Below are 26,065 nucleotides of genomic sequence, written 5' to 3'. Positions count from 1 at the left end.
ACGCCATGTCAGACACAAAAGCGACAGTGGCGCTCGGCTTCGACTTCGATGCGGTGTCAATCTGGCTGCACAGCTTCGAGTTCCTCGAGAGTCCGACAAAGCATTCGCGGGGCGTGTTCGGCGTTGACGTTGGGACACCCAGGATGCTCGATCTGCTCGATCGGCTCGAGGTTCCGGCGACCTGGTTCATTCCAGGACACACTATCGACAGCTTCCCTGAGATGTGCGGGGAGGTGTACGATCGCGGGTATCCGATCCAGCACCACGGCTGGAAACACACGAACCCCGCGAACTTCGAGACGCGCGAGGACGAGAAGGCGGATGTCGAGCGCGCGCTCGATTCGATCCAGGAGCTCACCGGGGAGACGCCAAGCGGTTACCGGTCGCCCTACTGGGACTACTCGAAGCACACCCTCGGAATTATCCAGGAACTCGGATTCGAGTGGGACTCCAGTCTGATGGGCCACGACTTCGAGCCGTACTACGTCCGCGAGAACTGGAGCGCAGATCCGGAGAAGGCGTACGACCCGGGAACCGAAACCGATGTCCTCGAGATTCCAGTCTCGTGGCACCGGGACGACTGGCCTCCGTTCCAGTTTATCTTGGGAGCCGACTCGCAGGGCGGTGCCCCCGACGAGGTGCAGGTCTTCGAGATGTGGCAGGCCCAGTTCGACTGGATGTACGACAACGTCGACGGTGGCGTCTACACGCTCACGATGCACCCGCAGGTGATCGGTCAGGCACCGCGTCCGCTGTATCTCGAACAGCTCATCCGCCACATGCAATCGAAACCAGGCGTCGAGTTCAAGACGTTCGACGAGATCGCAACTGAGCACAAATAGACGATATCACGACAGTTCACGAGTACACAGTGTCACGATGGATCGCAAGTAATTGGATCCCAGGCGCTGAAGAGTCAGACATACGCCCACAAACCTCGCATTCATACATCTCGGACTCAGGATCAGACTCGTTCCCAAAGTCGATCAGAGTCGATTGATCGGTCATCTGGTGGGTTTCAGTTAACTTCGATAATGCGGGGCACCCTCATTATACTCACGAGGCGCTGAACTCAGCCTCTAAGTCTTGCACGCGAATCCTATCGAGATACAGACAATTAGAAAGCCACGTCAGTACCTGAGCTCCCTGTACTGACCGCACACGGATCGAATTAGCTGCCACCGATGGCTCCAACGAAGCCCGCTATAAGCGTTCTCGACGCTCCCCGCAGGTCTTCCGCGGTCCCGATCCTTTTAACGCCCGCCCACCCGTCGCAAAGCCCCTTTTAAGCCACGAGAGGCGACCGCTCAAGTCGATCACAACCGCTTTGCACGACGGCTGGGACCGTACGGACATGACGCGGGTGTGTCTCGTCGGCGATCCCGAGGTGAACCTGACGTACGAGCTGCTCTCGCGGGAGACCGCGCGCGACGCGCTGGCGACCTACGAGATCGGCGAGCCGTTCGCGAACAGCGTCGCCGTCGACACCGTGAGCCTCGGTGCGGCGGTCGCGCTGTTGAACGACCTCAACTGGTACCTCGTCCGGTTCGTCGCGGAGCCGCTCGTGTTGGAGCCGTCGGTGTCGACCGACGAGTGGCTCTCACGTGGGCTCGCCCGGGAGGTCCGCGACGGCGACGTCCCGCCCGAGGAGACCGACCAACGACTGAAGGTGTTCGGCCTGGTCGACGGCGCGCTCGTCGAACCGATGTTCGTCCGCCGGACGCAGGGGTCGGTGCCGGAGTACGACCTCCGCGACGTCGAGGACACCGTGGTCGTCCGGGTGAGCGAGGAGGAGTTCGGCGGGTAGTCCGTCGGCGGACCGCGAGGAGGAGCGGATCGCGACGGCGTATCCGACCGCCTCAGTCGAACAGCCCGGTCGAGAGGTAGCGCTCGCCGCTGTCCCAGAAGACGGTGACGACGAGCGGCTCGGCCCCGGCGTACGCGCCCGACTCCCGGAGCTCCGCGGCCACGTCCTTCGCGGCGAGGTTCGACGCGCCCGACGACTGGCCGACGAGGATCCCCTCCTCGCGGGCCAGCCGCCGGCACTCGGCCTCCGCGTCGTCGAGGTCGGCGACGTGGACGTCGTCGAGCAGGTCGATGTCGAGGTTCGGCGAGACGAACCCCGGCCCCATCCCCTGAAAACCGTCGTCACCGGGTTCCTCGCCTGAGAGGACGGCGTTGTCGGCGGGCTCGACCGCGTCGATCCGGACGTCCGGGAACGCCTCCCGGAGGCGACGGCCCACGCCGGTGAGCGTCCCGCCGGTCCCGACGCCCGCCACGACGGCGTCGACGGTCCGGTCCCCGACCTGTTCGAGGACCTCCGCCCCCGTCGTCTCGTAGTGGGCGCGCGGGTTCGCGGGGTTCTCGAACTGCCGGAGCTGCACCGCTCCGGCCTCGCGCTCCAGCTCGTCCGCGCGGTCCTTCGCCGCCGAGATGTCGCCGTCGACGAGCTCGATGTCGGCCCCGTACGCCGCCATGATCCGCCGTCGCTCCGGCGACTTCGACGAGGGCATCACGAGCGTCACGTCGTACCCCTTCACCGCCCCGACCATCGCGAGCCCGATCCCGGTGTTGCCGGAGGTCGGCTCGACGATGGCGTCGCCCGGCTCCAGCTCGCCCCGCCGCTCCGCCGCCGCGACCATGTACCGTGCCGGCCGGTCCTTCGCCGACCCGCCCGGGTTCCGTGACTCGACCTTCGCGGCGACCGTCGTTCCGGTCGGTGAGTCGACCCGGACCAGCGGCGAGCCCAGCCCGTCGAGGATGTCGTCGTCCATTACGGAGGACGAGGGGACGCCGATGCAAAGGCCCGACGGACTCCGGCAACCGTCGCGCGGGACGCACCCGTCGTGTGGACCGGGCTCCGACGTTGCCACCGACGGTCCGTTTAACACCGACGGCGACATACGAGGAGCCATGACGCTCGACACGCTCACGCCCGACCCGGACCTCGACGCCGACGACTTCGACGAGGAGACGCTCGCCGCCCTCGGCGCGGACGGCTACGTCTTCAAGGTGTGGGGCGGGGACTGGTGTATCGACTGCAAACAGCAGCTCCCGGCGTTCGCCGCCGCGCTCGCCGCCGCGGGCGTCCCCGACGATCGGATCGAACACTACCCCGTGACGAAGGCCCCGGAAGGGAAGGAAGGCCCCGGCGTCGAGGCGTACGGGATCGACCTGATCCCGACCGTCGTGGTCGAGACGCCCGCCGGCGAGGAGCTGGCGCGGTTCGTCGAGGACGCCGACGAGCCGATCGCGGCGTTCCTCGCGCGGGAACTCGCCGACGTCGAAGCGACCGTTTGAAAAGCCGGAACGGTTCGACCGTCCCGTGACGGCGTTCGACCCGTCTCACGCCCCCTCTACCTTTTTCAAGCCCTTCTCTACCCTTCTCAATTCCCCTCTATACCCTCCTCAATCCCTTTTAAGTCCGCTCAGGGCCAGTTCCCGGCCTGCTCGTACGCGTCGACGACCCGCTCGATGGCGACCACGTAGGCCGCGGTCCGGAGGTTCGGGGTGTCGTACGACTCGTGTGCGTCGACGATGCCGTCGAACGCCTCCGTGATCACGCGCTCGAGCTCCTCGTTGACGCGGGTCTCCGTCCAGTGGAACCGCTGTCGGTTCTGCACCCACTCGAAGTACGAGACGGTGACGCCGCCCGCGTTCGCGAAGATGTCGGGGACGACCCGGACGCCGCGATCCGTGAGGACCGCGTCCGCGTCGGGCGTGAGCGGCCCGTTCGCGGCCTCGACGATCACGTCGGCGCGGACGTCCGGGGCGAGGTCGGCGTCGATCGCGTTCTCCAACGCGGCGGGCACGAGGAGGTCGACGTCGAGCGTCAACAGTTCCTCGTTGGTGAGCGGCTCCGTACTCCCGTAGCCGGAGACGGTCCCCGTCGTCTGCTTGTGGGCCTTCGCGTCGCGCGCGTCGATCCCGTCCGGGTCGTGCACGCCGCCGGAGGAGTCGGAGACGGCGACGACGCGCCCGCCGAGGTCCTCGATCAGCGCGGCCGCGACGGAGCCCGCGTTGCCGTACCCCTGGACGGCGACCGTTTTGCCCTCGATCGAGTCGTCGAGCCAGTCGAACGTCTCGCGGGCCGCGAGCGCGGTCGACCGGCCGGTCGCCTCGACGCGACCCTCGCTGCCGCCGGAGTCGAGCGCCTTGCCCGTGATCACGCCCGGCGCGGTCGTGTTCTCGAGCGTCTCGTAGGTGTCTTTGATCCAGTTCATCTCGCGCTGCCCGGTGTTCACGTCGGGCGCGGGGATGTCGATGTCCTCGCCGATCATGGGGCGGAGCTCCTTCGCGAACGACCGCGTGAGCCGTTCCAGCTCCGACTCGGAGTAGTCCGTGGGGTCGATGACGATACCCCCCTTCCCGCCGCCGTACGGGACGTCGACGACCGCGCACTTGTACACCATCCAGCCCGACAGCGCCTTGACCTCGTCCCGGGTGACGCCCGGGTGGTAGCGGATCCCGCCCTTGTACGGACCACGGTCGCCGTTGAACTGCGACCGGTACGCCCGAACGGTCTCCAAGGAGCCGTCGTCACGCTCGAACGTGAGGTTCGTCTCCAACACCCGTTCGGGGTTCTTCAGGCGCTCGATGACGCCGGCGTCGGCGTCGAGGTACGCCGCCGCGTCGTCGACCTGCTCCTGTAAACTCTCGAACGGATTGGCCTCTCCCGACATATGAGAACTGGCCGCACGAACCCGGTTAACTGTGTCGGAAGGGTGTCGATCCGTGCCCGGGTCGGCCGATCCGCTCACCGCTGGCCGACGAGCGACTCACCGCTGGCCGGCCGCCCGCGCCCGTTCGAGCACCCGTTCGGCCTGCGCGATGAGCGGGGCGTCGATCATCTCGCCGTCGACTTGGAACACCCCGCGGCCGTCGGCGGCCGCCGCGTCCCGGGCGTCGAGCACGGACTCGGCCCACTCGATCCGCTCGGGTGCCGGCGTGTACGCGTCGTTGATGACCGGGACCTGCGCCGGGTGGATCGCCATCTTCCCGTCGTAGCCGAGCTCGACCGCGAACGCCGCCTCCTCGCGGAGCCCGCCCTCGTCGGAGAAGTCCGTGTACACGGTGTCGATGGCGTCGACGCCGGCCGCGCTCGCGGCGATCACGACGTGCTCGCGCGCGTACAGCACCTCCGTCCCCCCCGCGGTCCGCGTCGCTCCGATGTCGGCCGCGAGGTCCTCCGCGCCGAACAACACCGCGTCGGCCGGCTCCGCCCCTGCCACCTCGCGGGCGGACAACACCCCCTCGGCCGTCTCGATCAGCGCGAGGACCGCGACGTCGAAGTCGCGCTCGGCACACATCGCGGCGACCGTCTCGACCCGTTTTCCGGTCTCGACCTTCGGGAGCATCACGGCGTCGAGGCGGACCGGGCCGTCGGTCACGAGCGCGTCGAGGTCGGCCGCCGTCTCCCCGGCGGTGAGCCGGACGGACACCTCGGCGTCGGGGTCGAAGTCGGGGTCCGCCAGGACGTCGGCGACGGCCGCGCGGGCCTCGGCCTTCCGGTCGGGCGCGACCGCGTCCTCCAGGTCAAAACAGAGGACGTCCGCGTCGGACCCGGCCGCCTTCCACAGCAGCTCCGGGCGATCGCCGGGCGTGAACAGCAGGCTTCGTCGCGTCATACCCGCCACTATTCGGCGCGAGTTTATAAACGGCGGGCGGGATCGTCGCTCGCGCCCGGTCACCGCTTCCCGCGCTCGATCGCCGCTTTCCGCGCCCCGCCCGCCGCCGACAGGTTTTTGCGCCGACTGCGGGAGTCACAGACGTGACAGGCCTGTACTACGAGGAGTTCACGGTCGGCGAGACGATCGAGCACGCCCGCAGACGGACCGTTAGCGAGGCCGACAACCAGCGCTTCTGTGACATGACGATGAACCAGCAGCCGCTCCACCTCGACGCGGCGTTCGCGTCGGACACGCCGTTCGGCGAGCGGCTGGTCAACGGGCTCTACACGCTGTCGTTGGCGGTCGGCGTCTCCATCCCGGAGACGACCGACGGGACCATCGTCGCCAACCTCTCGTACGACTCGGTCGAACACCCGAACCCGGTGTTCCACGGCGACACGATCCGCGCCCGGTCGACGGTGACCGACAAACGCGAGACCAGCGACGGCGAGCGCGGGATCGTCACGATGCACGTCGAGGCGTTCAAGCTCGTCGACGACGGCGACGACGTGCTCGTCTGCGAGTTCGACCGGACCGCCCTCTCGCTCAAAAGGCCCGACGCCGAGTGAACCGCCCCCCTCACGCACCCTCGTACAGCCGCGCGGCGGTCCGTTCGGGGAGCCCCGCGTCCGCGACCGCCCGGGCGACGCGGTCGACGTCGTAAGCGACGCGCCGGAGGTCGACGGCGGCGTCCGCCGCCCTCGTCGACCGTTCGGGTCCGTCCCGATCATCACCCGCGACGCCCTCGCGATCATCACCCACGGTGAGCACCGCGTACGCGGCGTCCGGGTCGCCGTCGCGGGGCTGTCCGACGCTGCCGGGGTTGATCACGAGTCGACCGTCGCGGGTCCGCCGGGCGGCCTGTACGTGGGTGTGTCCGAGGACCGCGCCGTCGAGGCCGCCACGATCGCCGACGCCGTCGACCGCCTCGAGGTGACGGTCGAGCGCCGCGAACTCCTCGGGGTAGACGTACGCGTCCTCCCGCTCGGGCGAGGGGTGTGAGTGGACGAGCAGGAACCGCCCGTCGGCGATCCTCGCGGTCCGCGGGAGCCCCCGGAGCCATGCGAGGTCCCGCTCCGACAGGGTCGCCAGCGCGTGTTCGAGCCCGGCCTCGGCCATCCGGTTCCCCCGGTACCGTTCGGGCCTCTCGACGGTCCCGTCGTGGTTCCCCCGGACGGTCACCGACGCGACCTCGCGCACGCGCTCGACGCAGGCGGCCGGCCACGGGTTGTAGCCGACGACGTCGCCCGCACAGACGACCGCGTCGACCGGCGGCATGTCCTCGAGCACCGCCTCCAGCGCCGGGAGGTTCGCGTGCACGTCCGCGATCAGCCCGAGCGTCGTCGCGTCGGTCATGTGCGAGCGTTCGGGCGCGACGCCCGAAGAGGTTGTCCCCGGGACCGACGGAGAACTTATCCGTGCCCGCGGGCAGGGGGTCGGTATGGCTCCGACGCTCGTCAACGCCGCCTTTGGGGCGTTGCTGGCGGCCGCGCTGCTCGGTGCCGCGTTCGACCGCCGGTCGGTCGCGGTCGTCGTCCTCGCCGCGACGCTGCCGGACCTCGATGCGGTCGCGAGCCTCCTCGTGGCGGGCGCGACGAACGCGCTCCTCCACAACCTGTGGGTCCCGCTCGCCGTCGGGGCGGTCCTCTACTGGGACACGACGATCCGCGCCGACTCCCGGCTCCGTGACCGCTACGGCTGGTACGGGGTCCGCGTCGCCTGGGTGTCGCTGGCGGCGTTCGTTGTCGCGGGGATCGCACCCGAGCTGTTCGGGCTGGCCGGCGCGAACCTGCTGTACCCCGTCCACGACGCCTACTACCTCGTGCGCGGGCGGCTCCTCTTCTCGACGCAGGAGGGTGTCGTCCAGACGTTCGTCGCGGTCGGTGCCGAGGGCCCCGGGATCCTCCCGCTCCGGAGCCCCGGCACGACCGAGACGTACGTCGTCCCCACCTGGGTCAATCCCGACGGTCGGCCGGGGACGTCGCTCGACGCCGAGCGCGAGCTGTTCCTCGTCCGGAGCGGCTGGCAGGCGGTCGTCGTCGCCGCGGCCGCCTGCCTGCTCGCGGTCCGTTTCCTCGGGGACCGGTGGGCCGGGACGGGGCGGGCGGATCGAGCAGGGGGGTCCTCCGGGCGTGACACCGATCGCGGAGGGGTCGAGTAATGCCGTCGACGGTCGTCCACGCCGGGTTCGCGCTGCTGCTCGCGGCCGGCCTCCTGAAGGGCGCGTACGACCGGCCGGCGCTCGCGGTCGTGCTGCTCGTCGTCGTCCTCCCCGAGATCGACTCCTTCCTCGGGCCGGTGATGCCGGGCGCACACCGGACGGTGGGCCACACGTTCGTGCTCCCGGCGGCCGCCGGGCTCCTGTTGTACTACGACACGCGGGTCCGGGACGTCTCGGTCGTCCGCGAGCGGTTCGCCGACCGCGGCGTCCGGGTCGCGTGGGTCGCGCTGTTCGTCCACTGTTTCGCGCACGTCTTCCTCGACTGGGCGCACCTGGACGGCGTCAACGCCCTCTGGCCGCTTCACGACCGGTTCTTCCGGTTGGAGGGGGAGCTCCTGCTGTCGACCGCCGACGGCGTCGTCCAGACGTTCGTCGATATCGACGTCGACCCCGAGACGGGTGATCGACGGGTCGACGCCGGCGGCTCCGGCACCACCGAGACGGTCCACGTGAACAACCCCGTCGAGCCCGGGTCGCCGGCGGAGCTCGCCGAGCAGGAGACGATCGACCGGCGCTTCCCGATCGCGAACCGCGGGTGGCGGCTGTACCTCGTCCTCGTCGGCGGGTTCACCGTGATCGCCCGGCGGCTCCAAAGCGACCCGCCGGCGGACGTCGAGGAGTGACTCCTCGTTCAGTCCAGCTCCGTCCCGAGCGCCGTCTCGACCCGCTCCAACACCCGCCGCCAGACGCGCCGCTCGGAGAAGACGTGGTTCTCGTCGGGGTAGTACTCGTACTCGAAGTCGACGTCGGAGCCCACGAGGGCGTCGACGACGAGGTCCTGCTGGCCGACGTCGACGTACCGGTCGCCGGTGCCGTGGAAGCTGTACAGCGGCGACTCGATCGCGTCGAACGTCGCCGACGGGCTGACCGCTTCCCACGCCTCCGGGGCCTCCCAGCGGGTCCCCCCGAGCGTCGACGGGAGGCTCGACTCCGGCGGCGAGTACTTGGTCTCGGTCGCCCACACCTCGTAGGCGGGGCGGTCGGCGACGCCCGCGAGGCTGATCCCGAGGTCGTACGCGTCCGGCTCCGTCCCGAGCACGCGCAGGGTCGCGAACCCGCCGTAGGAGAGCCCCCAGACGGCGACCGCGTCGGGGTCGACGTACGGAAGGTCCTTCAGCCGGTCGGCGGCCGCGACGACATCGACGTCCACCTCCGCGCCGGGATCGTCGGCGATCGCCTGCCGGAACCGCTTGCCGTACCCGATCCCGCCGCGGTAGTTGACGAGCAGCCCGACGTACCCCTTCCGGGCGAGGTACTGGTGGACGGTGTACGCGAGCCCGTACGCCCGCCCCGGATGCCACCCGTCGCGCATCTGCCGCATGGGGCCGCCGTGGACCCACACGACCGCGGGGAGGTCCGTCGCGTCGTCCGGGACCGCGTCGGTCTCCCGCGGGTCGATCAGGAACGCGGGGACCTCGTAGTCGTCGACCGGGAGGACGATCCGCCGGGGTTCGACGGGGTCGACGTCCCAGTCGGCGACGGCCGACCGCGTCACGACCGTTCCCGGCTCGGCGGGGTCGGCGTCGAGGTCGCGGACCCGAAGTTCGGGCGATAGCTGCCGGTCCGCGTGGACGTACGCCAGCCGCTCGCCGTCCGGGGAGACCGTCGGGTGGACGTTCGTTCCGGGCGTCTCCACCAGCGGCGTCACCTTCGTTCCGTCCCGTCTTTTCCCCCCGGTCGTGACGTCGGGACCGGCGTCGACCCGGTAGATCCCGCGCTCCTCGGGGCCGAGGCGGGTCGAGGCGAACACGAGCGCGTCGTCGCCGAGCCACTCCGGCGTCGAGTCGGCGAGGCCCTTGTCCTCGTAGGGGCCCGCCGTCAGCCGCGTGCGGTCCCCGTGGCCGTCGAGCACGTAGAGGTGATCCCAGCCGTCGAGCGGGAGGGGGACCGCGAGCCGCTCACCGTCGGGTGCGACGGTCAGCGCGCCGCGCGAGACGATCCCGTGGTCGGGATCGGTCTCCCGAAAGAGGACCTCGCGCTCGCCGCCCGCGGGGTCGACCACGAGGAACTCGCGGACGGTCCGCCGCTCCGCGACGCGCTCGTAACAGAGCCGTCCGTCGCCGAGCCACGTCGGCGTGTGACAGGACCCGCCCTCCCCGGGCGACGTCCGGTAGACCAGTTCGCGGCGCGCCACGTCGACGACCGCCACGCCCTTCCGGTCGCCGTCGACGAAGCGATACGCGAGCAGCGAGTCGTCGTCGGACCACGCCAGCGTCCGCGCCTCGGCGAGGTACGGCCCACGGTCGGGGCCGTCGAGCGCGGTCGCCGTCCCCGACTCCACGTCGAGGACCCACGGCAACCCGTCCCGGTAGCAGGCGATCCGGTCCCCGTCGTTCGACCACGCGTGCCCCTCCTCGTCGGCGATCGCGAGGGTCCGTACGGACTCGGTTTCGGGGTCGACGAGCAGGGTGTGATCGCCGGCGCGGACGAGACAGTCGTGGCCGTCGGGCCGCCACGCGAACGCGTCGACCCCCGACTCCCGTCGGAGCCGCCACCGCACCGTCCCGTCGCGGTCCGCGAAGACGAGCGCGTTTCCGTCGTCCTCGTAGAGCGTCGCCGCGAGGAAGTCGCCGTCGGCGGACCACGCCGGGGGGCCGGGATACGCTACGTCGAGCACGTCCGTGAGGGTGAGTGCTGCCATGGGGGACGCTCCCGGCGGCCGGGGAAAACCCTTGTGTCGCCCCCACATGCGTGCCGGAACCGTCCCCGATGGTCTTTATAAAGAACCGGGACCCACCGAACGACCGCTTAAAAGGGGAGCGCGTCGCGCAGGCGGTCGAGGAAGCTCCCGCTCTCGCGGCGCGCCTCGTCGAACGCCGGGTACACCGCGTCGAGGAACGCGGTCTCGTTGTCGAACTCGGACTGCGGGACGCGCTCCAACACCGCGTCGAGTTCGAGGGTCCGTCCCTTCGAGTCGTACGGGACCGTGTGGTCGTCGAGCGCCCGGAGGATCTCCTCGCCCGTCGCGGGGAACGACACGTCCGCCTCGTCGAGCCGGGCGTCGAGCGCCGCGATCCCGAACTCGATCGCCTCCGGCTCCGAGGAACCGCCGCCGCCACCGGGTGGCCGTGCTGCCATCGACGCCCCGTACACCCCCGTCGCCCTTTAACCCCCTGTTCGCGGGGCGGGCGCGGGGCGGGTGCGGGGCCGCTTCGTCGGCGCTCCCTCCCGGGACCGCTCCGGAAGCTACTCGGGGATCGACTCCTCGGGCGGGACGGCGTCGAGGACGACCAGCTCGATCCCGTCGCCGGCCCGGTCGAACGCCGCGACGTGGTCGTCGTCGTACGGCGGAACCGCCACCAGCACGACGGCCGCGAGGTCGTCCGCCTTCGTGACCCCGAGCCGGCCGTCGGGGTGGGAGAGGAACCGCGCGCGCCCGCGGCCCGCGGGGGTGCCGAGGTCGACGCCGAACACCGCGTTCACCGACCCGCCGACGTCGGCGAGCGTGAAGTGGGTGAGCACGGGCGTTTTCGGGTCGAGCCCGAGGTCGGCGTCGAACTCGGCCGCCGGCGTCGCCGACAGCTGGAGGTTCGCCGCGCTCGGATCCGTCTCGGCGGCGTGCTCGAGCAGCACCGTCAGCAGGTCGCGCGTGACGTGTATCACGGCCGCCGATACGCGACGCATGCTTAAAAGGGCCGGCCGGCGAGGCGTCGCTCACGATCCCGCCCGAAACTCCTCGATGGCGCTCCTGTCTACCCCCTCGACGCCGACTCCGCTAGAACCCGATCATCGAGCGGACGGTCTTCGCGTAGAGCCCGGGGGCCTTCCGGCGGGAGCCGTCGAGCGCGTCCTCGACGGCGGCGGCCGCGTCGTCGAAGACGCCGACGCCGTGGCCGACGAGGACGCGCTCGGGACCCAGCCCCGAGAGCGCGGCCCGCGGCGGCGTGAGCCGGAGCATCGGGTGGACGCCGAGCCGCTCGCGGTCCCCGCGGAAGTAGGCGGCCGAGCCGAGCGACTCGGGGACGACGAGCGTCTCCCCGTCGAAGAGGCCGACCTCCTGCCACGGCGGAACCGTCGAGTTCCGGATCCGGATCGTTTTAAACCCCGTGTCCGCGAGCCGGCGGCCGAACCGCTCGACGGGCGCGTCGAACGCGTCCGCGACGCCAGTCATCCACTCCGGGACGTGGACCGCGACGTCGTGGCGGGTCGCAACTGCCGCGCAGTCGCGTTTGTGCCGGTCGAGCGCACAGACCACGCCGGCGACGTCGCCGAGCTCCGCGAGCAGGTCGTCGACTCCGGGCGCGTCGACGGGGTCGATCACCCAGACGTCGTCGGTGTCGGCCTCCTCGTTGTGGACGGCCAGCGCGTGGCTCGCGCGCTCCATCGCCTCCCCGGGGTAGGCGATCCAGCCGACGCCGCCGTCGAATCGGTCGATCTCGTATACGTCCGGCTCGCCGGCCTCCTTCAGTTCCATGTCCCCCGTTCGGGCGGGACGCTTTTCAACCCTCCCCGCCGGTCGGTCGCGGTTGCGGGCCGACCGCTCGCGAGTCCGACCGCTCGCGGGTCCGCCGGCCGGGAACGGCGGAGCAGTCAGCGATTCAGCCGGTCGGTGTCGATTCGCGTCCCCGGCGGCGTGACGACGAGGAAGCCGCGGAAGTGCATCAGCTCGCCGCCCATGTCCTTCACCTCGCGGGCGAAGCCCGCCGCGAGGTCGTTGAGGTCGCCGTCGATGGACAACACGAGCGTGTTGCCGTAGTCGACGTTGCGGACCCACTCTTCGGGGTCGGTCGTGCCGTCGAGGACGCCGAGAACGACGTCGCCGCCCGCGGAGAACGCCTCCTCCATCTGCTCTTCGGCGTCCCGCAGGTCGAGGTCCCACTCGCTCATACCGGAGCGTCACCACACGCCGTCAAAAACGTTCGGTCCGCGGTCTCGGTGTGGTTAAGTGCGCCCCGAACCGATCGGCGCCATGGAACACACGCGGCGAGCGGTGCTCGCGGGGGTCGGTGCCGTCGGCGTCGTCGGCGCGGCCGGCTGTCTCGGAGACGACGCGCCGGACACGCCCGATTACGACTGCGACCGGGACGAGCCGGAGCCGCCGGACACCGACTTCCGGCCCGTCCTCGGCGACCCGGACTCCGACGTGCTCGTCCAGACGTTCGAGGACTTCACCTGTGGCGGCTGTGCGACGTTCAAAGCCGAGGAGTTCCCGACGATCCGGGAGGCCCACGTCGACACCGGCGAGGTCCGATACGAGCACTGGGACTTCCCGATCCCCGTCGACGAGGACTGGGCGGTGCCCGTCGCGAGCGCGGCCCGCGGCGTCGGTGCCCGCGAGGGCGACGAGGCGTTCTTCGAGTTCGCGTCGGCGGTGTACGAGTTCCACGGGAGCTACAGCCACGACGCGATCGGGGCGGCAGCGGAGGCGGCCGGCGCGGACCCGTGTGCCGCGATCGCGGACGCCGAGTTCGTCCCCTACGAGGGCCCGATCCTCGCGGACCGCGAGGAGGGCGTCGCACGCGGGCTGGAGAGCACGCCGACGGTGTACGTGAACGGCGACCCCGTCGACGGGGCGTCCGCCGACGCCGTCGCCGCGGCGATCGCGGACGCGCAGTCGTAGCCGCGCGTCGACCCCGAAACGACGTGTCGTCGGTCGCACCGGAGCGCGTCCCTTTTCACCGCCCGTGTCCGTTGTCTCGACGATGACACGAGACGACCGGGGGGACCGTCGCCGGCTCGGGGCGGTGGTCCTCGCGGTGTTGGTCTCACAGGTCCTCCTGTACCCCGGGGTGCCGGGGCTCACGGTCGCGCTCGGCGCGCCGGCCGGCATCGACGCCGGGATGTGGTTCCTCGTCGCCGAGTTCGCCGCCTTCGTCGCCTTCGCCGTCGTCTGGGGGGCCGCGAGCGACGCGCTCGGGCGACGGGTGCCCCTCGTCGTCGCCGGCGCGGTCGGCGGCGCGTGTTCGTACCTCGCGCTCGCGGCGCTGCCGGCGGTCGGCGCGGGGTTCGACGCCGCCCTCGTCGTCCGCGCGGTCGGCGGGGCGTTCACGATCGGCGCGTTCTCGCTCGGGATCACGACCCTGATGGATCTTGGCGGCGGCCACGGGCGCAACATGGGGGCCGCCGGCCTCGCGATCGGGCTCGGCGCGGCGGTCGGCTCCGTGGTCGGGGGCGTGCTCGCGGACCTCGACCCGCTGTACCCCGTTTACGCCGGTGCGGTCGTCCTGTTCGCGGCCGGGGCGCTCGCGGCGACCATCGACGACCGCCGCACGGGACCGCGCGGGGGTTCCGGGCGCGAGTCGGCCGGCTCCGACTCCGAAGTCGTCTCCGGGTCCAGCACCGAGACCGCCCCCGGCTCCGAAGTCGCCTCCGGGGCCGGAGCCGGCCGGTCCACGGTCGGGTTCCGCGACGTGCTCGCCCGGGTCCGAGCGACCCCGTCGCTGCTCGTTCCCTTCGCGTTCGGGTTCGTCGACCGGCTCACCGCCGGGTTCTTCTCGCTCGTCGGGGTGTTCTACTTCCAGGACCCGGCCACGTTCGGGCTCTCGGCGACGGGCGCGGGCGCGACGCTCGCGCTGTTCTTCCTCCCGTTCGCGCTGCTACAGGCCCCGTTCGGCGCGCTCTCGGACCGGATCGGCCGCTTCGTCCCCGTCGTCGTCGGGTCGCTCGCGTACGGGATCGTCATCGCCGCCGTCGGCTTCGCCCCGATCTATCCCCTCGCGGCGGCGTTGATGGTGCTCGTCGGGGTGTGCGGGGCGCTCCTGGCCCCGGCGACGATGGCGCTCGTCACCGACCTCGTCGACCCGGACGCCCGCGGCGCGGCGATGGGACTGTTCAACGTGTTCGGCTCGCTCGGCTTCCTCACCGGCTTCCTCGTCGGCGGGAGCGCGACCGGCGCGTTCGGCTACCGTCCGGCGTTCCTCGTCGTCGGCGGCTTGGAGTTCCTGATCGCCCTCCTGTTGTTCCCGGTCGTTCGAGCACTCACCGCTCGAACCGGGACGGCCGGCACCCCGGCGTCGACGGGGTCTGATCGTATCTGACCGGCCGACCGGATCTGACTGGCTAACCGGATCTGACAGGTCGACCGGATCTGACTGGCTAACCGGATCTGACAGGTCGACCGGACCTGATGGGCCTGCTCGATCCTGCCCGGGTTTGATCGGGCTGGCGCACCGTCAGATCTCGCTTCCGAGCCCGCCAGCGGAGACGAACCGACGGACGCCGAGGTACGTGGCGGCCGCGAGCGCGACGTAGACGCCGACCGTGAGGAACGTCGCGGCGTCGGCGCTGTCGATCGCCAGCCGCGCGACCGTGTTCGTCGGGCCGCCGGCCATCGCGGTCGCCCCGCCGAACAGCGCGAGCACGGCGATCGAGTACAGCAGCTGTGCCGCCCGTCGGTCCGGCGAGACGAGCGCGATGGCGACCGCGAGCCCGACGACGAGCGTCGTGAACGCCGTCATCAGCAGGAGGATCGGCCCGACGTTGGCGACGGGGGTCCCGTTCGCTCCCAACAGGAGCAGCCACGCCAGCGCCTGTCCGGGGGCGATGACGACCGCCGCGATCGCCTTCCCGTCGACGATCTCCGCGAGGGTCACGGGCGCGACGCGGAGCAGTTCGAGGGTGCCGCGGTCGATCTCCTCGGTGATCGAGTCGACGGCGATCGACCCGGAGACGAACACCGGGAGGAACACCAAAAGCGGGATCAGGACGGTGTACGTGAAGGTGAAGTACGGGCTGGACCCGGTCCGGTCGGGCAGCGGGAGGGGCGTCTCGGAGAGGAACGCGGCCCGGTCGGCCCGCTCGTTCGACTCGTAGCTCCGCAACACCTCCCGCAGCTGGACGACGATCACGGTCGTCTCGACGCTCGAGTCGGGCGCGGTGACGACCACCGACACCCCGCCGCCGTCGTCGGGATTCGCGACCACCACCGCGTCGGCGGCGCGGTTCTCGAACGTCGCCCGGGCGGCCGGCACGTCGTTGTACGGCGTCACCGACGCGCCGGGAACGTCGGCGGCGGCGCGTTCGAGGTCGTCGATCGACTCGCCCGCCCCGGCGATCTCGATCTCCGCGCCGTCGAGCCCGGCCGGGTCGTACATCGAGACGAGCCCGACCACGAGGAACGACGAGAACGCGGCGATGAACAGCTGGATCCCGACCGCCAACAAGATCGTCTTCTCGGCTCTGAGCCCCGCCAGCTCGCGTTTCGCGACCGTCAATCGGCTACCCATGAAGGCTCACCACCCCGACGTTGTACGCCGCGTGGATCGCCGTCGCCGCCGCGAGCGTCAGCGCGTAGTACGTCCGACCCCGGCTCGCGCCGACCGCGGCGACGACGGTGGCGAAGCCGTGGAGGGCCAGCGGCGCGAGGAACAGCCCGATCGCGAGCGCGGGCGGGAGCGAGTCGAGACCGGCGACGGCCCCGAACGCGGCGCGGCCGACGTACAGCTCCGTGAGCCCGATCGCGTGGACGACCGCGGTCGCCTTCTCGGCGAGGAAGAAGCCGATCCCCGACGCGAGCCCGACGCCGATCGCGACGTGGTCGGTCCGGGCGAACACCCCGCGCTCGAAGCCCGCGTACAGGTGGAGGCTCTTGGCGACCTCCTCGACGAACGCGATCGTGACGAGCAGCGTCGGGATCGAGACGGTGACCGGCAGCGCGAAGAGCACGGCGACCAGAAGCAGCTCGGCGACGAAGACGAACGGGATCGTACACGCCGTGACGACGGCGACCGTCGCGAACCCTCGGAGCCACGAGCGCCGGTTCGGGGTCCGGGCGGACGCGTCGGTCGATCCTTTCGCGTCGCTCGAGCCGGACGCGTCGGTCGATCCCCTCGCGTCGCTCGAGCCGGACGCCTCAGCAGGCCCGAGCGTCGACCGTCCCGGCGGCGGGAGCGGTCGGAGCCGGACGGCGAGCGCGTCGAGGAGCTTCCGCGGCACCGGCTTCTGCGTGAACAGGTCCTCCTCGCGGTACACCCCGGCCCCGAGCGCGAACAACAGCCCGGCGGCCAGCAGGACGGGGCCGGTCGAGAACAGGAACGCGCCGAGCGAGACGCCCTCGCCCTGCAGGTCCAAGACGACGAGCGTCAGCGGCGAGATGAGCGCCACCGGGGTCACGTCCGTGAACACGGCGGGGACGAACGCGTACGTCGTCAACAGGACGCTCACCGCGACCGTGACGAACGTGAGCTCCTTGAACGACCGCGCGAACATCGCGCCCACGAACGTCGCGCCGAGGAACGCCGCCGCGATCGGCAACACCGCGAGCACGGAGACGACCCCGCCGCCGACGGCCAGCGCGACCACCGTGGTCACCGCGGCGGCGGCCGCGACGTACGGGAGCGTCTTCCCGGCGACGACGTCGACGGGCGCGAGCGGCGCGACCAACAGCAGCTCGCCGCGGCGGTTGATCCGCTCGTTGAGCATCGAGGACCCGTACGCCTGGATGAGGAAGTTCATCGGGACGAGGAAGGCGAACGCCAACACGAGCGAGGCGAACGGGAACGGCGGCGTGATCGATCCCGGCGATCCGACGGATCCGGCCCCGAAGACGCCGCCGCCGACCGACGGGACCGCGAGGTCATCGTCCGCGTCGCCGCCGGCGTCGTCATCCGCGTCGTCGTCCCTCGCCTCGCCGCCCGTCACGCTCCCAGCTTCCCCTCCTTCGTCGGTTCCGTCCGCCTCGTCCCCACCCTCATCGGCTCCGTCGCCGTCCGCGACCCCGAGCGTCCCCTCGTCCGTCTGCCCGCCCGTGCGCCCGACGTACTGGAGCGTGACGGTCACCGGGAACGCGGCGGTTCGGTTCCCCTCCGCGGCCATCCGTCGCTCGTTGTGCGACTCGACCGCCTCGCGGAACGTCGCGGCCGCCGCCTCGCCCTTCGGAGAGTCGGCCGCCCGGACGACGACCCGGTCGGCGTCGCCGTGGACGACCAACAGGTCGACGTGCTCGCCGAGCGTCGGTCCGGCCGCGTCCCCGGTCCCGTCGCTCCCGCTCGCGCTCCCGTCGGTCGCTACCCCGTTCCCGCCGCCCGCGCCCGCGGCCGTCGCCCGATCGGTCACGACGGGGGTCAAGGCGGGCTCGTCCGCGACCGCCTCGGCGTACGGCGACTCGGCGTCGACGCCGACGCGGTAGACGTCCCGGTCGACGTCGAGGCCCGCGACGCCCGCCGCGAGCCCCGCGCCGACGACGGTGCCGGCGACGAGCAGGAGCACGAGCGCCGCGGCCGCGGTCCCGCGGTCGATCCCGTCCGTCACGCCGGACGCCTCCCACCGAGCGATCCGGAGGACCCGCCGGAGCCGTCCGATCACTCCGTTCCCTCCGCCGCGCTCGGTCCCTCGTCGGTGTCCGTCGTCGGCGACTCCGTCTCGCCGCGCCGCCGTCGGCCCGGCATCGGTTGCCCGACGATGTCGAGGAAGACGTCCTCGAGGCTCGGGTCGTCCGTCCGGATGTCGACGACCCTCCCGCCGTTCGCGGCGGCGCGTTCACGGACCCGTTCGACCGCGTCCATCGTCGCGACGACGGTCCGGAAGCGGTCGCCCGCGGCCTCTGCGTTCGTTCCCGTGTCGTCGGTTCCCGCGTTCGTTCCCGTGTCGTGGGTTCTCGTGTTCGTTCCCGTGTCGTCGGTTCTCGCGTCCGTTCGCTCATCGGCGGCCTCCGGGAGGTCGACCGGGACGTCGGTGTCGACGTGATAGGTCGTCTCGCCGTGGCGCTCACGGATCGCGTCGACGCTGCCGCGGGCGACGATCCGTCCCTCGTTCATGATGATAACCCGATCGCAGACGGACTCGACGTGGTACAGGTTGTGCGCGGAGAAGACGACGGTCTTCCCCTCGGCGCTGAGCTCGCGAGTGAACTCCAGGACGACGTTCGTCGTCAGCGGGTCGAGCCCGGAGGCCGGCTCGTCGTAGATCAACACGTCCGGGTCGTTGACGAGCGACCGCGCGATGGCGACCTTCCGTTTCATCCCCTTCGAGAGGTCGCCGAGACGACGCTCCCGATGGTCGAGGGCCAACCGATCGAGCGCCGCCGTGATGCGCTCGTCGGCGACCTCGCCCGGCACGTCGTACAGGTCGGCGAAGAAGCGGAGGTACGACAGCGGCGTCATCCCCTCGTACAGCGGCGACTCCTCCGGGAGGAAGCCGAGCCGGCGGCGCATCTCGGGGTCCCCGCAGTCGAAACCGGCGACGCGGGCCTCGCCGGCGGTCGGCTCGATGAGCCCGGCGAGCGTTTTCAGCGTCGTCGTCTTGCCGGCCCCGTTCGGGCCGACGATCCCGAACACCTCGCCGTCGTCGACCGAAAAGCTGCTGTCGACGACCGCCGCGAAGTCGCCGTACGTCTTCGCCAACCCTCGCGCCTCGATCATACGCGAGCGTGACCTCGCCGCGGGTTAAAGCTCCGGCCGCGGCTATCAGCGTCGAGAACGACTCAAAAAACGTGAAAGCGGCTCCGTAGCGGTTCGGAAACGGGCTCAGCACGTGGAAAACGAGATCCGCGCCGGCAGATCGGGTCCTATTCTCCGCCCTATTCTTCGTCCTCTTCGATCGGTCGTCGTCCTCGCTCCCACACCGCCTTCGCGGAGGTGTCGTGCGGTGCGGTGTGGGAGACGTCTTTCATCGTGTCGCCGTCGTCGTTCGTCATCTTGCACGCCGCTACCGTCCACCCGCGTATGAAGGCTTCGGCAGGGGTGATAACGACACTTAATATCATATAAGGTCAGGGCGGCGGCCGGTTTTTTTGCGTCCGGCCCGTACCGGGGTCGTGACCACCTCCGACCGCGAACCGACGACGTCCGAGGGCCGACCCGCCTCCGAGGGCCGACCCACCCCCCAGGGCCGACCCACCTCAGAGGGCCGACCCACGTGTGTGCGGCGCGGGCTTCGCTTCGAGGTCGGCCGCGACGCCGCCGTTTCCCCGGAAGTCGCCGCGGCGGCGCTCCGAGACACTCGGACGTGGCCGTCGTGGAGCCCGACGATCGACGGGGTCGAGAGCGACGACCGCCGGGTGCGTGAGGGAACGCGGGGACGCGTCGAAGTCGGCGGCGTGTGGCTCCCGTTCCGCGTCACCGGCTTCAACGGCCGGCGCTGGGACTGGACGGTCGCCGGGTTGCCGGCGACCGGCCATCGCGTGGACGCGTACGCCGACGATCCCGACCGATGCCGCGTGGTTATCGAGGTGCCGGTCGTCGCCGCGGCGTACGTTCCGACCTGTGAGCGCGCGCTCGACCGGTTCGTCCGGCTGGTCGAGGGCGATAACGACCCGGTTGCGGACGGCGGGTGATCACTCGGGGGCGACACCGAACCGCTGGAGGACCGGGTATCGACCCAGACCTATCGTTCGTATCCGCGCTCGAACGGGTCGATCTCCTCGCTGCCGGGGTCGTCCTCGTCGTACGTGAAGCCGGGCCCCTGGGTCGCCAGCTCGAAGACGAGCCCGTCGGGGTCCGCGAAATAAACGCTCTTGAAGTACGTCCGGTCTTTTACCGGCGACACGTCGACCCCGTGTGACTTCAGGTGGTCGCGCCACTCGTGAAGCGTCGCCTCGTCCGGGACGCCGAACGCGAAGTGGTGGCTCGCGCCCGCCCCGGGCGTCCCTCGCGACTCCGGATACTCGAAGTAGGTGACGTTCGTTCCCGGCTCGCCCGCGGGCGTCGACGAGAAGTAGTAGTGCGGGGTCCCCGGGTCGTCGTAGTTCTGGGTCCGTTTCACGGTGTGCCAGCCGAGGACGTCCTCGTAGAAGGCGACGGTCTCGTCCATGTCCGTACAGACGTTCGTCACGTGGTGCAGCCCGGTGGTCGGCGGCGCGTCGGTCATGGGGATGCCGAACCGTTCGGCGTGCGGTGAGTTAGCAGTACTGGTGTCGACGGTGGCGACGTTCCGTCGACGACTTAAAACAACCCGACGCCGACCGAGTAGGGCCACGCAACCCCACCGACGGCCAGCAGGGCGAGGGCGGCCCCCGCGCCGTAGACGTTCTTCAGGAAGCCGTTCATCTCCGACTGCTTCTCCTCGGGGTCGTCGACCGTCCAGAAGTCGTGCATCAGGACCGCGGAGGCGAGGAGGAAGACGGCGAGCCCGCCCGCCGCGACGACGGGGAACGCGCCGACGACGATTCCGACGCCCCCAAGGAGGAGCAAGACGCCGGAGGCGACCACGGCAAAGCGCGGGGCCGGGAGCCCTTTGAACTCGGCGTAGCCGGCCATCGCGTCCGTGTTCAGGAAGTGGTTGAGCCCGAGGAATGCGAGAACGCCGCCGAACAGCAGGCGGCCGAGGAAGAACAGCTCGCCGGCGAGCGGCGTGTCGAGCTGGAGCGGTAGCGTCGTGAGTTCAGCTATCATCGTGTAACCACGTGTATGGACGCAACCTATATATCGGTTCCCGGACAATAGGGTAAGCAGGTAACATCGATGTCATCGCCAGACCTTACCGGGGCGGAGGCGGAACCGGACGGCGCGACCGACGGGTCGGTCGCGGGGACCGAGACGGCCTGTCCGGTCGTCGACTCGCTCGAACAGATCGGCTCGCAGTGGCGGCTCGTCGTCCTCCACGAGCTGCAAAACGGCGAGCGTCGGTTCAACGAGCTCAAGCGCGACACCGACGCCAACGCCCGAACGCTCTCGCGCGTCCTCGACGACCTCCAGGAGACCGAGTTCGTCGACCGCCGGCTGGAGGAGGACTCGCCGGTCGCGACGTACTACAGCCTCACCGCGAAGGGCGAGTCGCTCGCCCCCGTCTTCGAGGAGATCGGGTCGTGGGCCAACGAGTGGCTCGCCGAGTGCGACGCGTCCGCCGACGGGCGCGAGCACCGCTGAGCCAGCTTCGCATCCGACGATCCTACCGTCCGAGCGGTCGCTTCAGCGAGCTGATCGCGTCGTCGAGGTCGGCGTGGTACCGCTCGTCGGCCGGGTCGAGGCTGTTCGTCGTCACCGCGCCGGTATCCCCGTGCGCGTGGACGTAGGTGCTCCCGTCGGTAGCGACCGCGACGTGGCCGGGGAAAAACAGGAGGTCGCCCGCCCGAAGCGCGTCCCGGTCCACGTCGACGCCGACCCGTTCCTGTTGGTCAGTGTCACGCGGTAAGTCGACCCCCAGACAGGCGTAGCTCACCAGCGTGAGTCCCGAACAGTCGATCCCCGACCCGGTCATCCCGCCCCACTCGTAGGGCGTCCCGAGGAACTCGCGGGCGATTTCGGCGACCGCCCGGCCGGCGGCGGCGGGGTCCGACTGCGCGTCCACGAGCGCCGTAACCGAGCTGTCGGGCAGCTCTGCGGCCGCGCCCGTCGCGAAGCGCACGAGAACGCCCCCCTCGGAAGGGTGCTCGTCGCCGACTCGTCGTTCGTCGTCCGGGTCCCGTTCGTCCTCTGAGCCCCGGTCGTCGTCCGGGCCCCGGTCGTCGTTCCCGGCTCGGCGGCCGATTCGACACGGCGTCCCCCGTGGGATCCGGTCCGGCAACGTGGCGTCGACACCGCACTCCGTCGGGCCCTCTCGCTCGCTCCGAACCCCCTCACACCGCTCCCCTTCCCCGATCCACCGGGGATCCGCCACTCGGTTCGTGACCACGGCGGCGGCCCGTCCGTCGGTCCGATCGGCGACCGTCGACGCCGGCGGGACGAGCGCGTCCCCGCGCACCCAGCCGACGTAGCCGTCGGCGGTGCGAACGCGCCGCCAGCCGCGTCGGCGGTCCATCGCCGTGACCGTCGTCCCGTACGTCGCCTGCGTGACCTGCTCGCCGTCCGGGTCCGGCGTCGATCGGACGGGCGCGGCAACGGTCGCCGCGGTTCGGGGCTCAGCGACCGCCGAGACGGTCCGGAGGCGGGACCGTATCCCGTCGCCGACCTCGCTTTCGACCTCGATGCCGACGCCGGCACACGCCCGCGAGACGGACCGTTCGAGGTCGCGGCGGGTCGCGTCGTCCGGCACCACTCCGGACAGCACGACGCGACCGTCCTCGACCGTGGCCACGGGGTCGAACACGGCTACCCGGTCATCGGGCGCGCGGACCGCTCGCGTCCGCTCGATCGCCGTCCGAACCCGCCCGAGGAGGAGCTCCCGCTTACGTCGCCGGTCGTCCGGTTCGCGTTCCGTCATGCCGGACCCTCTTCGGCGGGCGATAAAAACCGCTCGGCGGTCGGAGAGCGGGGGCGTTCCCCGCCTCAGCCGTAGAACTCGTCGCGCCCCGCCGCGCCGGCGCGCAACATCCCGACGGTCGCCTCGAAGGCGGCCGGATACGTGTCGGCCTCGACCGCGGTGGTGCGGGGCCCGGCCCGGTCGACGCCGGGCATCGACGCCGCGCGGGCGGCCTGGTTCGTCGCCGACCAGTCGGCCTCGATCGTCGTCGGCTCGGTCGGGGAGAGCGGCGACAGCCCGCCGGCTTCCGCGAGCTCGACCGCGCGCTGTGCCTCCGACCGGATCCGGTCGCGAGCGACCGCCGGCGAGTGACAGTCGGCGGTGAACCGGTCGATCCCGTCTTTCACCACGGCGGTCCGCACCGCGGAGCCGACCTCGTCGTTCGCCTCGGCCGCGGTGGCGTCGTCGCCCGTCACCAGCCCGACGGGGACGCCGAGCGCACCGGCGAGCCTGGCGTTCCATCCCAGCTCGCCGGCCTCCGCCCCGTCGACGCGCAAGCGGAGCAGCTCGTGGCCGATGAACGTGTGGTTGAGCACCGCGCCGGGCGTGCCCGCCATCGCGTGGTAGCCGACGAACAGCGCGACGCCGTGGTCGGGGTCGATCCCCTGCATCATCGACCGCGGCTTGGTCCGCCCGCGGATCAGCCGCGCGTCCTCGTGGAGCGCGCCCCGCGGGAGGTTCGCCATCGACGAGTGGGAGTCGTTGACGAGGACGTCGGTCGCGCCGCTCGCGATCGCGCCCTCGACGGCCGCGTTGACGTCGCCGACGAGCAGGTCGCGGCCGGCCGCGTAGTCCGCCTCGCCTTTCACCACGTCCGCCGGCGCGGCGACGCCCGTGACGCCCTCCATGTCCGCCGAAACGAAGACTCGCATACGCAACCCGCACGCGCCGTCGACAAAAGCGTACCCCCGACGACGGCGCGAAGCGTGTCCCAGTCATGGACGCGAGACCCAGCGTTGTTATATGTCTGTGTTCTTTATATTTATAGTAGCTATCGCATTCATTATATGTAAATGGCTACTCGAGCTCCTATCCGCTGCGATCGGGACGGCAGCCGCGATCAGACCGCCAGGCCGAATCAGGCCACCAGCCGAGCAGGTCCGTCGTCACGGACGCGCCGAGCCGACCCGTTGAGATCCCGTTTTTAAGGGACGTGTCGGTTCGAAACAGTCGATGGCTAGAGAGTGCGTACTAACCGAAGCGGGTTACTAACCATATCGGTCGGCACCGACTGCGATATATGGCGATTCGAACGACGATCGGGTGGTCGCTCATCACGTCCGGCATCGTAACGCTTCTACTCGCGTACCTACCGTTTCCATCCGTGTATTGGGGCATCGGCCTTCTCATCGTCGGTATCCTCGTCTTCGTTATTCGACGGGACTAACAGTGCTCAGTAGACTGTCCGTACTGACCGCAGCTGAGTCGAGGTATCTCACCTCCTGCGGGTTTCAACGGTGCCCTCGGACCCTTTAAAACCGCTTTGCGGGCGATGTTCGGCGTCTCGTAACCCCGTTCACCGAGGTGTTCGACGATCGCGAACCGATCTCTTCTTCGTTGCCACTCGTCGATACGACCACGTTAAGCACCATTTTGAATGCTTGTATTGAATGTTGATACTATCGTCACTCGAAGAGGCCCGTGAAGTAGTCGATCGCGAAGCATCACCCCGTATCGATGTCGCCGGCCATCGCACCCTCGCGGTCCCGTTCGTCGGCGCCTTAAAAACGGGCGGCCGCGCAGTGCGATCCGAGCCGTTTGGCGACGTTCACCGGTCCCCGCCTCCGATCCTTCGGCCGGAGGTGTCGTCGTCGTCGCTTGCCGCCAGCCGCGCGGACCGCCAACTCTCGTAGAACGCCCCCGCGGGATGGTAATCGGGCTCGACGCCGGGCGGTTCGGGCGGAACGGGATCGCCGCCGTCGGCGTCCGCGAGCCGCGTTTCGTACCAGAGACCGGCCGGTCCTCGATAGTCCGCGACGCAGTCGAGCAGCCGGTCGTGCCACGCCCGGAGCCGGGTCGCCGCGTCCCCGTGATCCCTCGCGCCGGCCCGCTCCGCGAGCGCCGCGGCCGAGCCGATCCCCTCCGCGAGGGCCCAGCCGTACCGGTCGGGGACGATCGGCGTGCCGTCCGCCTCGACGGTGTACGCGAACCCCCCGCCGACCCAGCCGCGATCGACCGCGTCGTCGAACAGTTCGAGCCCGCGATCGTACCACCCGCCTCCCGCCGACGGCTCGGCGTCGTACCGGTCCAACAGCGCGAGGAGCTTCGCCCACTCGAGGTGGTGGCCGGGCTGATACCCGGGGGGACGGAACTGGTGACGCGGCTCGTCGGCGTTGTATCCGAAGTCGTGCTCCCAGTCGGCGGTGTAGTGTTCCCACAGGAGGCCGTCGGTCTCGGCGGCCAGATCGATCGTGATCCGCGCGGCGATCCGGCGTGCGCGCTCCAGATACGACGGGTCGGCGGTCGCCTCGTAGGCCGCGAGGTACGCCTCACACGCGTGCATGTTCGCGTTCTGCCCCCGATACGCCTCCAGCTCCGCCCATTCCGGTCCACAGTCGCTCCGGAGACAGCCGGTCCCGTCGTGGAACCGCTCGACGAGCAGGTCCGCTGTCGCCTCCAGCCCCGCGGCCGCCCCGTCGATACCGGCGTCGGTCGCCCGCGCGTACGCGAGCAACACGAAGGCGTGACCGTACGCCGTTCGGGTCGCGTCCCGCGGGTCGCCGTCGGCGTCGACGACGAGGTGGTAGCCGTCGCCGGCCGTCGTTCCGTGCGCGTCGCGGAGGAACCGAAGCCCGTGTTCGGCCGCGCCGAGACACCAGCCCGGACCGTCGGCGGCGACGCCCGTCGCGAAGTTCGACACCGAGCGACAAGTCGCGACGAGGTGTCGGCGATCGTCGGTGTACGGTTCACCGGTCACCGGGTGCAGCAGGCGGAACCCGGCATCGTCGAGGGCGTCGGGGTACTGGAGCCTGAGGGTCGCGAGCAACCGCCCCCTGTGTGATCGGGGGTCCCGTCGAGTCATTGGTCGTCGTTCGGACCGGCGGAGCAAAAACGACGTGGTCCGCTCACACGCGGAAGACCGGACGGTTCTCGGCCGTTGGACTGCATATCGGGGTGTACG

The 26,065-nt window shown here is 70.5% G+C and carries 26 protein-coding genes and 1 pseudogene; 10 read left to right on the top strand and 17 right to left on the bottom strand.

Annotated elements, in window-relative coordinates; genetic code table 11:
• The first annotated feature begins 5 nt into the window (after positions 1 to 5).
• Positions 6 to 842, top strand: a complete 837-nt coding sequence (locus tag GRS48_RS09025) for a polysaccharide deacetylase (RefSeq protein ID WP_159485706.1) — start codon at positions 6 to 8, stop codon at positions 840 to 842.
• A 512-nt stretch (positions 843 to 1,354) separates the two neighbouring features.
• The gene (locus tag GRS48_RS09020; protein WP_159485704.1) at positions 1,355 to 1,807 is read left to right on the top strand and encodes a DUF5804 family protein; all 453 of its coding nucleotides are present in this window, start codon (positions 1,355 to 1,357) and stop codon (positions 1,805 to 1,807) included.
• Positions 1,808 to 1,859: 52 nt separating this feature from the next.
• On the opposite strand, the gene GRS48_RS09015 is transcribed toward GRS48_RS09020, so the two are convergent.
• Positions 1,860 to 2,774, bottom strand: a complete 915-nt coding sequence (locus GRS48_RS09015; RefSeq protein ID WP_159485702.1) for a PLP-dependent cysteine synthase family protein — start codon at positions 2,772 to 2,774, stop codon at positions 1,860 to 1,862.
• Between the two features lie 139 nt (positions 2,775 to 2,913).
• Between GRS48_RS09015 and GRS48_RS09010 the strand changes: the two genes are divergently transcribed.
• On the top strand, positions 2,914 to 3,300 hold the full coding sequence (locus GRS48_RS09010) for a thioredoxin (RefSeq protein ID WP_159485700.1): 387 nt from the start codon (positions 2,914 to 2,916) through the stop codon (positions 3,298 to 3,300).
• A 128-nt stretch (positions 3,301 to 3,428) separates the two neighbouring features.
• On the opposite strand, the gene GRS48_RS09005 is transcribed toward GRS48_RS09010, so the two are convergent.
• Positions 3,429 to 4,682: a Glu/Leu/Phe/Val dehydrogenase gene (locus GRS48_RS09005; protein WP_159485698.1), complete on the bottom strand. Its 1,254-nt coding sequence runs from the start codon at positions 4,680 to 4,682 to the stop codon at positions 3,429 to 3,431.
• A 96-nt stretch (positions 4,683 to 4,778) separates the two neighbouring features.
• Positions 4,779 to 5,627, bottom strand: coding sequence for a CoA ester lyase (locus GRS48_RS09000; protein WP_159485696.1), 849 nt, complete (start codon positions 5,625 to 5,627; stop codon positions 4,779 to 4,781).
• 143 nt (positions 5,628 to 5,770) lie between these two features.
• On the opposite strand from GRS48_RS09000, the gene GRS48_RS08995 reads away from it, so the two are divergent.
• Entirely contained in the window at positions 5,771 to 6,238 is a 468-nt protein-coding gene (locus tag GRS48_RS08995; protein WP_321168375.1) for a MaoC family dehydratase, read from the top strand.
• 10 nt (positions 6,239 to 6,248) lie between these two features.
• Here the strand turns inward: GRS48_RS08995 and GRS48_RS08990 are convergent, their stop codons facing one another.
• The gene (locus GRS48_RS08990; RefSeq protein WP_159485694.1) at positions 6,249 to 7,025 is read right to left on the bottom strand and encodes a metallophosphoesterase; all 777 of its coding nucleotides are present in this window, start codon (positions 7,023 to 7,025) and stop codon (positions 6,249 to 6,251) included.
• Between the two features lie 85 nt (positions 7,026 to 7,110).
• On the opposite strand from GRS48_RS08990, the gene GRS48_RS08985 reads away from it, so the two are divergent.
• Together GRS48_RS08985 and GRS48_RS08980 are read left to right on the top strand one after the other, a co-directional pair.
• Positions 7,111 to 7,830 carry a hypothetical protein gene (locus GRS48_RS08985; RefSeq protein ID WP_159485692.1) on the top strand — a complete coding sequence of 240 codons (720 nt, stop codon included), beginning with the start codon at positions 7,111 to 7,113 and terminating at the stop codon, positions 7,828 to 7,830.
• Entirely contained in the window at positions 7,830 to 8,513 is a 684-nt protein-coding gene (locus tag GRS48_RS08980; protein ID WP_159485690.1) for a metal-dependent hydrolase, read from the top strand. The genes GRS48_RS08985 and GRS48_RS08980 overlap by 1 nt, the downstream gene beginning before the upstream one ends.
• Positions 8,514 to 8,521: 8 nt before the next feature.
• On the opposite strand, the gene GRS48_RS08975 is transcribed toward GRS48_RS08980, so the two are convergent.
• From GRS48_RS08975 to GRS48_RS08955, 5 genes and pseudogenes are all read right to left on the bottom strand, one after another.
• Positions 8,522 to 10,531, bottom strand: coding sequence for a prolyl oligopeptidase family serine peptidase (locus tag GRS48_RS08975; RefSeq protein WP_159485688.1), 2,010 nt, complete (start codon positions 10,529 to 10,531; stop codon positions 8,522 to 8,524).
• A 107-nt stretch (positions 10,532 to 10,638) separates the two neighbouring features.
• Entirely contained in the window at positions 10,639 to 10,968 is a 330-nt protein-coding gene (locus GRS48_RS08970; protein ID WP_159485686.1) for a hypothetical protein, read from the bottom strand.
• 108 nt (positions 10,969 to 11,076) lie between these two features.
• The gene (locus GRS48_RS08965) at positions 11,077 to 11,493 is read right to left on the bottom strand and encodes a hypothetical protein (RefSeq protein WP_321168374.1); all 417 of its coding nucleotides are present in this window, start codon (positions 11,491 to 11,493) and stop codon (positions 11,077 to 11,079) included.
• A 112-nt stretch (positions 11,494 to 11,605) separates the two neighbouring features.
• Complete coding sequence (locus tag GRS48_RS08960; protein WP_200840241.1) at positions 11,606 to 12,304, bottom strand: hypothetical protein; 699 nt, start codon at positions 12,302 to 12,304, stop codon at positions 11,606 to 11,608.
• Between the two features lie 122 nt (positions 12,305 to 12,426).
• Positions 12,427 to 12,717 (bottom strand): annotated as a pseudogene (locus GRS48_RS08955) (DUF5779 family protein); the annotation flags it as partial.
• A gap of 82 nt (positions 12,718 to 12,799) precedes the next feature.
• Between GRS48_RS08955 and GRS48_RS08950 the strand changes: the two are divergent.
• Together GRS48_RS08950 and GRS48_RS08945 are read left to right on the top strand one after the other, a co-directional pair.
• A complete protein-coding gene (locus GRS48_RS08950; RefSeq protein ID WP_159485680.1) occupies positions 12,800 to 13,450 on the top strand; it encodes a thioredoxin domain-containing protein in 651 nt (216 codons plus the stop codon).
• An 82-nt stretch (positions 13,451 to 13,532) separates the two neighbouring features.
• Positions 13,533 to 14,867, top strand: a complete 1,335-nt coding sequence (locus GRS48_RS08945) for an MFS transporter (protein WP_159485678.1) — start codon at positions 13,533 to 13,535, stop codon at positions 14,865 to 14,867.
• Between the two features lie 135 nt (positions 14,868 to 15,002).
• On the opposite strand, the gene GRS48_RS08940 is transcribed toward GRS48_RS08945, so the two are convergent.
• From GRS48_RS08940 to GRS48_RS08930, 3 genes are read right to left on the bottom strand one after another with little or no spacing between them, the layout of a single operon-like run.
• Positions 15,003 to 16,055 carry an ABC transporter permease gene (locus GRS48_RS08940; protein ID WP_159485676.1) on the bottom strand — a complete coding sequence of 351 codons (1,053 nt, stop codon included), beginning with the start codon at positions 16,053 to 16,055 and terminating at the stop codon, positions 15,003 to 15,005.
• On the bottom strand, positions 16,048 to 18,132 hold the full coding sequence (locus GRS48_RS08935; RefSeq protein WP_321168373.1) for a PrsW family intramembrane metalloprotease: 2,085 nt from the start codon (positions 18,130 to 18,132) through the stop codon (positions 16,048 to 16,050). The genes GRS48_RS08940 and GRS48_RS08935 overlap by 8 nt, the downstream gene beginning before the upstream one ends.
• Positions 18,129 to 19,187, bottom strand: a complete 1,059-nt coding sequence (locus GRS48_RS08930) for an ABC transporter ATP-binding protein (protein ID WP_159485674.1) — start codon at positions 19,185 to 19,187, stop codon at positions 18,129 to 18,131. The genes GRS48_RS08935 and GRS48_RS08930 overlap by 4 nt, the downstream gene beginning before the upstream one ends.
• A 500-nt stretch (positions 19,188 to 19,687) precedes the next feature.
• Between GRS48_RS08930 and GRS48_RS08925 the strand changes: the two genes are divergently transcribed.
• Positions 19,688 to 20,101, top strand: a complete 414-nt coding sequence (locus GRS48_RS08925) for an SRPBCC family protein (RefSeq protein ID WP_321168372.1) — start codon at positions 19,688 to 19,690, stop codon at positions 20,099 to 20,101.
• A gap of 50 nt (positions 20,102 to 20,151) precedes the next feature.
• Here the strand turns inward: GRS48_RS08925 and GRS48_RS08920 are convergent, their stop codons facing one another.
• Positions 20,152 to 20,634, bottom strand: a complete 483-nt coding sequence (locus tag GRS48_RS08920) for a VOC family protein (RefSeq protein WP_159485670.1) — start codon at positions 20,632 to 20,634, stop codon at positions 20,152 to 20,154.
• 74 nt (positions 20,635 to 20,708) lie between these two features.
• Complete coding sequence (locus tag GRS48_RS08915; RefSeq protein ID WP_159485668.1) at positions 20,709 to 21,158, bottom strand: DoxX family membrane protein; 450 nt, start codon at positions 21,156 to 21,158, stop codon at positions 20,709 to 20,711.
• Positions 21,159 to 21,227: 69 nt separating this feature from the next.
• On the opposite strand from GRS48_RS08915, the gene GRS48_RS08910 reads away from it, so the two are divergent.
• A complete protein-coding gene (locus tag GRS48_RS08910) occupies positions 21,228 to 21,632 on the top strand; it encodes a helix-turn-helix domain-containing protein (RefSeq protein ID WP_159485666.1) in 405 nt (134 codons plus the stop codon).
• Positions 21,633 to 21,654: 22 nt separating this feature from the next.
• On the opposite strand, the gene GRS48_RS08905 is transcribed toward GRS48_RS08910, so the two are convergent.
• The 3 genes from GRS48_RS08905 to GRS48_RS08895 form a co-directional block, all read right to left on the bottom strand.
• Positions 21,655 to 22,905, bottom strand: coding sequence for an NlpC/P60 family protein (locus tag GRS48_RS08905; RefSeq protein ID WP_159485664.1), 1,251 nt, complete (start codon positions 22,903 to 22,905; stop codon positions 21,655 to 21,657).
• Positions 22,906 to 22,970: 65 nt separating this feature from the next.
• Positions 22,971 to 23,816: a M55 family metallopeptidase gene (locus tag GRS48_RS08900; protein ID WP_159485662.1), complete on the bottom strand. Its 846-nt coding sequence runs from the start codon at positions 23,814 to 23,816 to the stop codon at positions 22,971 to 22,973.
• Between the two features lie 896 nt (positions 23,817 to 24,712).
• Positions 24,713 to 25,966: an AGE family epimerase/isomerase gene (locus GRS48_RS08895; RefSeq protein ID WP_159485660.1), complete on the bottom strand. Its 1,254-nt coding sequence runs from the start codon at positions 25,964 to 25,966 to the stop codon at positions 24,713 to 24,715.
• Positions 25,967 to 26,065 lie beyond the last annotated feature (99 nt).

This window comes from Halorubrum sp. JWXQ-INN 858 (assembly GCF_009806985.1).
Taxonomy (GTDB): domain Archaea; phylum Halobacteriota; class Halobacteria; order Halobacteriales; family Haloferacaceae; genus Halorubrum.
The sequence above is the reverse complement of the archived record's forward strand: the minus strand, read 5'-3'. Positions and strand labels throughout refer to the sequence as shown.

Excerpts from the sequence above, each read along its gene's own strand:
- GRS48_RS09025 (WP_159485706.1), top strand. The coding sequence starts at position 6 with ATGTCAGACACAAAAGCGACAGTGGCGCTCGGCTTCGACTTCGATGCG.
- GRS48_RS09020 (WP_159485704.1), top strand. The coding sequence starts at position 1,355 with ATGACGCGGGTGTGTCTCGTCGGCGATCCCGAGGTGAACCTGACGTAC.
- GRS48_RS09015 (WP_159485702.1), bottom strand. The coding sequence starts at position 2,774 with ATGGACGACGACATCCTCGACGGGCTGGGCTCGCCGCTGGTCCGGGTC.
- GRS48_RS09010 (WP_159485700.1), top strand. The coding sequence starts at position 2,914 with ATGACGCTCGACACGCTCACGCCCGACCCGGACCTCGACGCCGACGAC.
- GRS48_RS09005 (WP_159485698.1), bottom strand. The coding sequence starts at position 4,682 with ATGTCGGGAGAGGCCAATCCGTTCGAGAGTTTACAGGAGCAGGTCGAC.
- GRS48_RS09000 (WP_159485696.1), bottom strand. The coding sequence starts at position 5,627 with ATGACGCGACGAAGCCTGCTGTTCACGCCCGGCGATCGCCCGGAGCTG.
- GRS48_RS08990 (WP_159485694.1), bottom strand. The coding sequence starts at position 7,025 with ATGACCGACGCGACGACGCTCGGGCTGATCGCGGACGTGCACGCGAAC.
- GRS48_RS08985 (WP_159485692.1), top strand. The coding sequence starts at position 7,111 with ATGGCTCCGACGCTCGTCAACGCCGCCTTTGGGGCGTTGCTGGCGGCC.
- GRS48_RS08980 (WP_159485690.1), top strand. The coding sequence starts at position 7,830 with ATGCCGTCGACGGTCGTCCACGCCGGGTTCGCGCTGCTGCTCGCGGCC.
- GRS48_RS08975 (WP_159485688.1), bottom strand. The coding sequence starts at position 10,531 with ATGGCAGCACTCACCCTCACGGACGTGCTCGACGTAGCGTATCCCGGC.
- GRS48_RS08970 (WP_159485686.1), bottom strand. The coding sequence starts at position 10,968 with ATGGCAGCACGGCCACCCGGTGGCGGCGGCGGTTCCTCGGAGCCGGAG.
- GRS48_RS08960 (WP_200840241.1), bottom strand. The coding sequence starts at position 12,304 with ATGGAACTGAAGGAGGCCGGCGAGCCGGACGTATACGAGATCGACCGA.
- GRS48_RS08950 (WP_159485680.1), top strand. The coding sequence starts at position 12,800 with ATGGAACACACGCGGCGAGCGGTGCTCGCGGGGGTCGGTGCCGTCGGC.
- GRS48_RS08945 (WP_159485678.1), top strand. The coding sequence starts at position 13,533 with ATGACACGAGACGACCGGGGGGACCGTCGCCGGCTCGGGGCGGTGGTC.
- GRS48_RS08940 (WP_159485676.1), bottom strand. The coding sequence starts at position 16,055 with ATGGGTAGCCGATTGACGGTCGCGAAACGCGAGCTGGCGGGGCTCAGA.
- GRS48_RS08930 (WP_159485674.1), bottom strand. The coding sequence starts at position 19,187 with ATGATCGAGGCGCGAGGGTTGGCGAAGACGTACGGCGACTTCGCGGCG.
- GRS48_RS08920 (WP_159485670.1), bottom strand. The coding sequence starts at position 20,634 with ATGACCGACGCGCCGCCGACCACCGGGCTGCACCACGTGACGAACGTC.
- GRS48_RS08915 (WP_159485668.1), bottom strand. The coding sequence starts at position 21,158 with ATGATAGCTGAACTCACGACGCTACCGCTCCAGCTCGACACGCCGCTC.
- GRS48_RS08910 (WP_159485666.1), top strand. The coding sequence starts at position 21,228 with ATGTCATCGCCAGACCTTACCGGGGCGGAGGCGGAACCGGACGGCGCG.
- GRS48_RS08905 (WP_159485664.1), bottom strand. The coding sequence starts at position 22,905 with ATGACGGAACGCGAACCGGACGACCGGCGACGTAAGCGGGAGCTCCTC.
- GRS48_RS08900 (WP_159485662.1), bottom strand. The coding sequence starts at position 23,816 with ATGCGAGTCTTCGTTTCGGCGGACATGGAGGGCGTCACGGGCGTCGCC.
- GRS48_RS08895 (WP_159485660.1), bottom strand. The coding sequence starts at position 25,966 with ATGACTCGACGGGACCCCCGATCACACAGGGGGCGGTTGCTCGCGACC.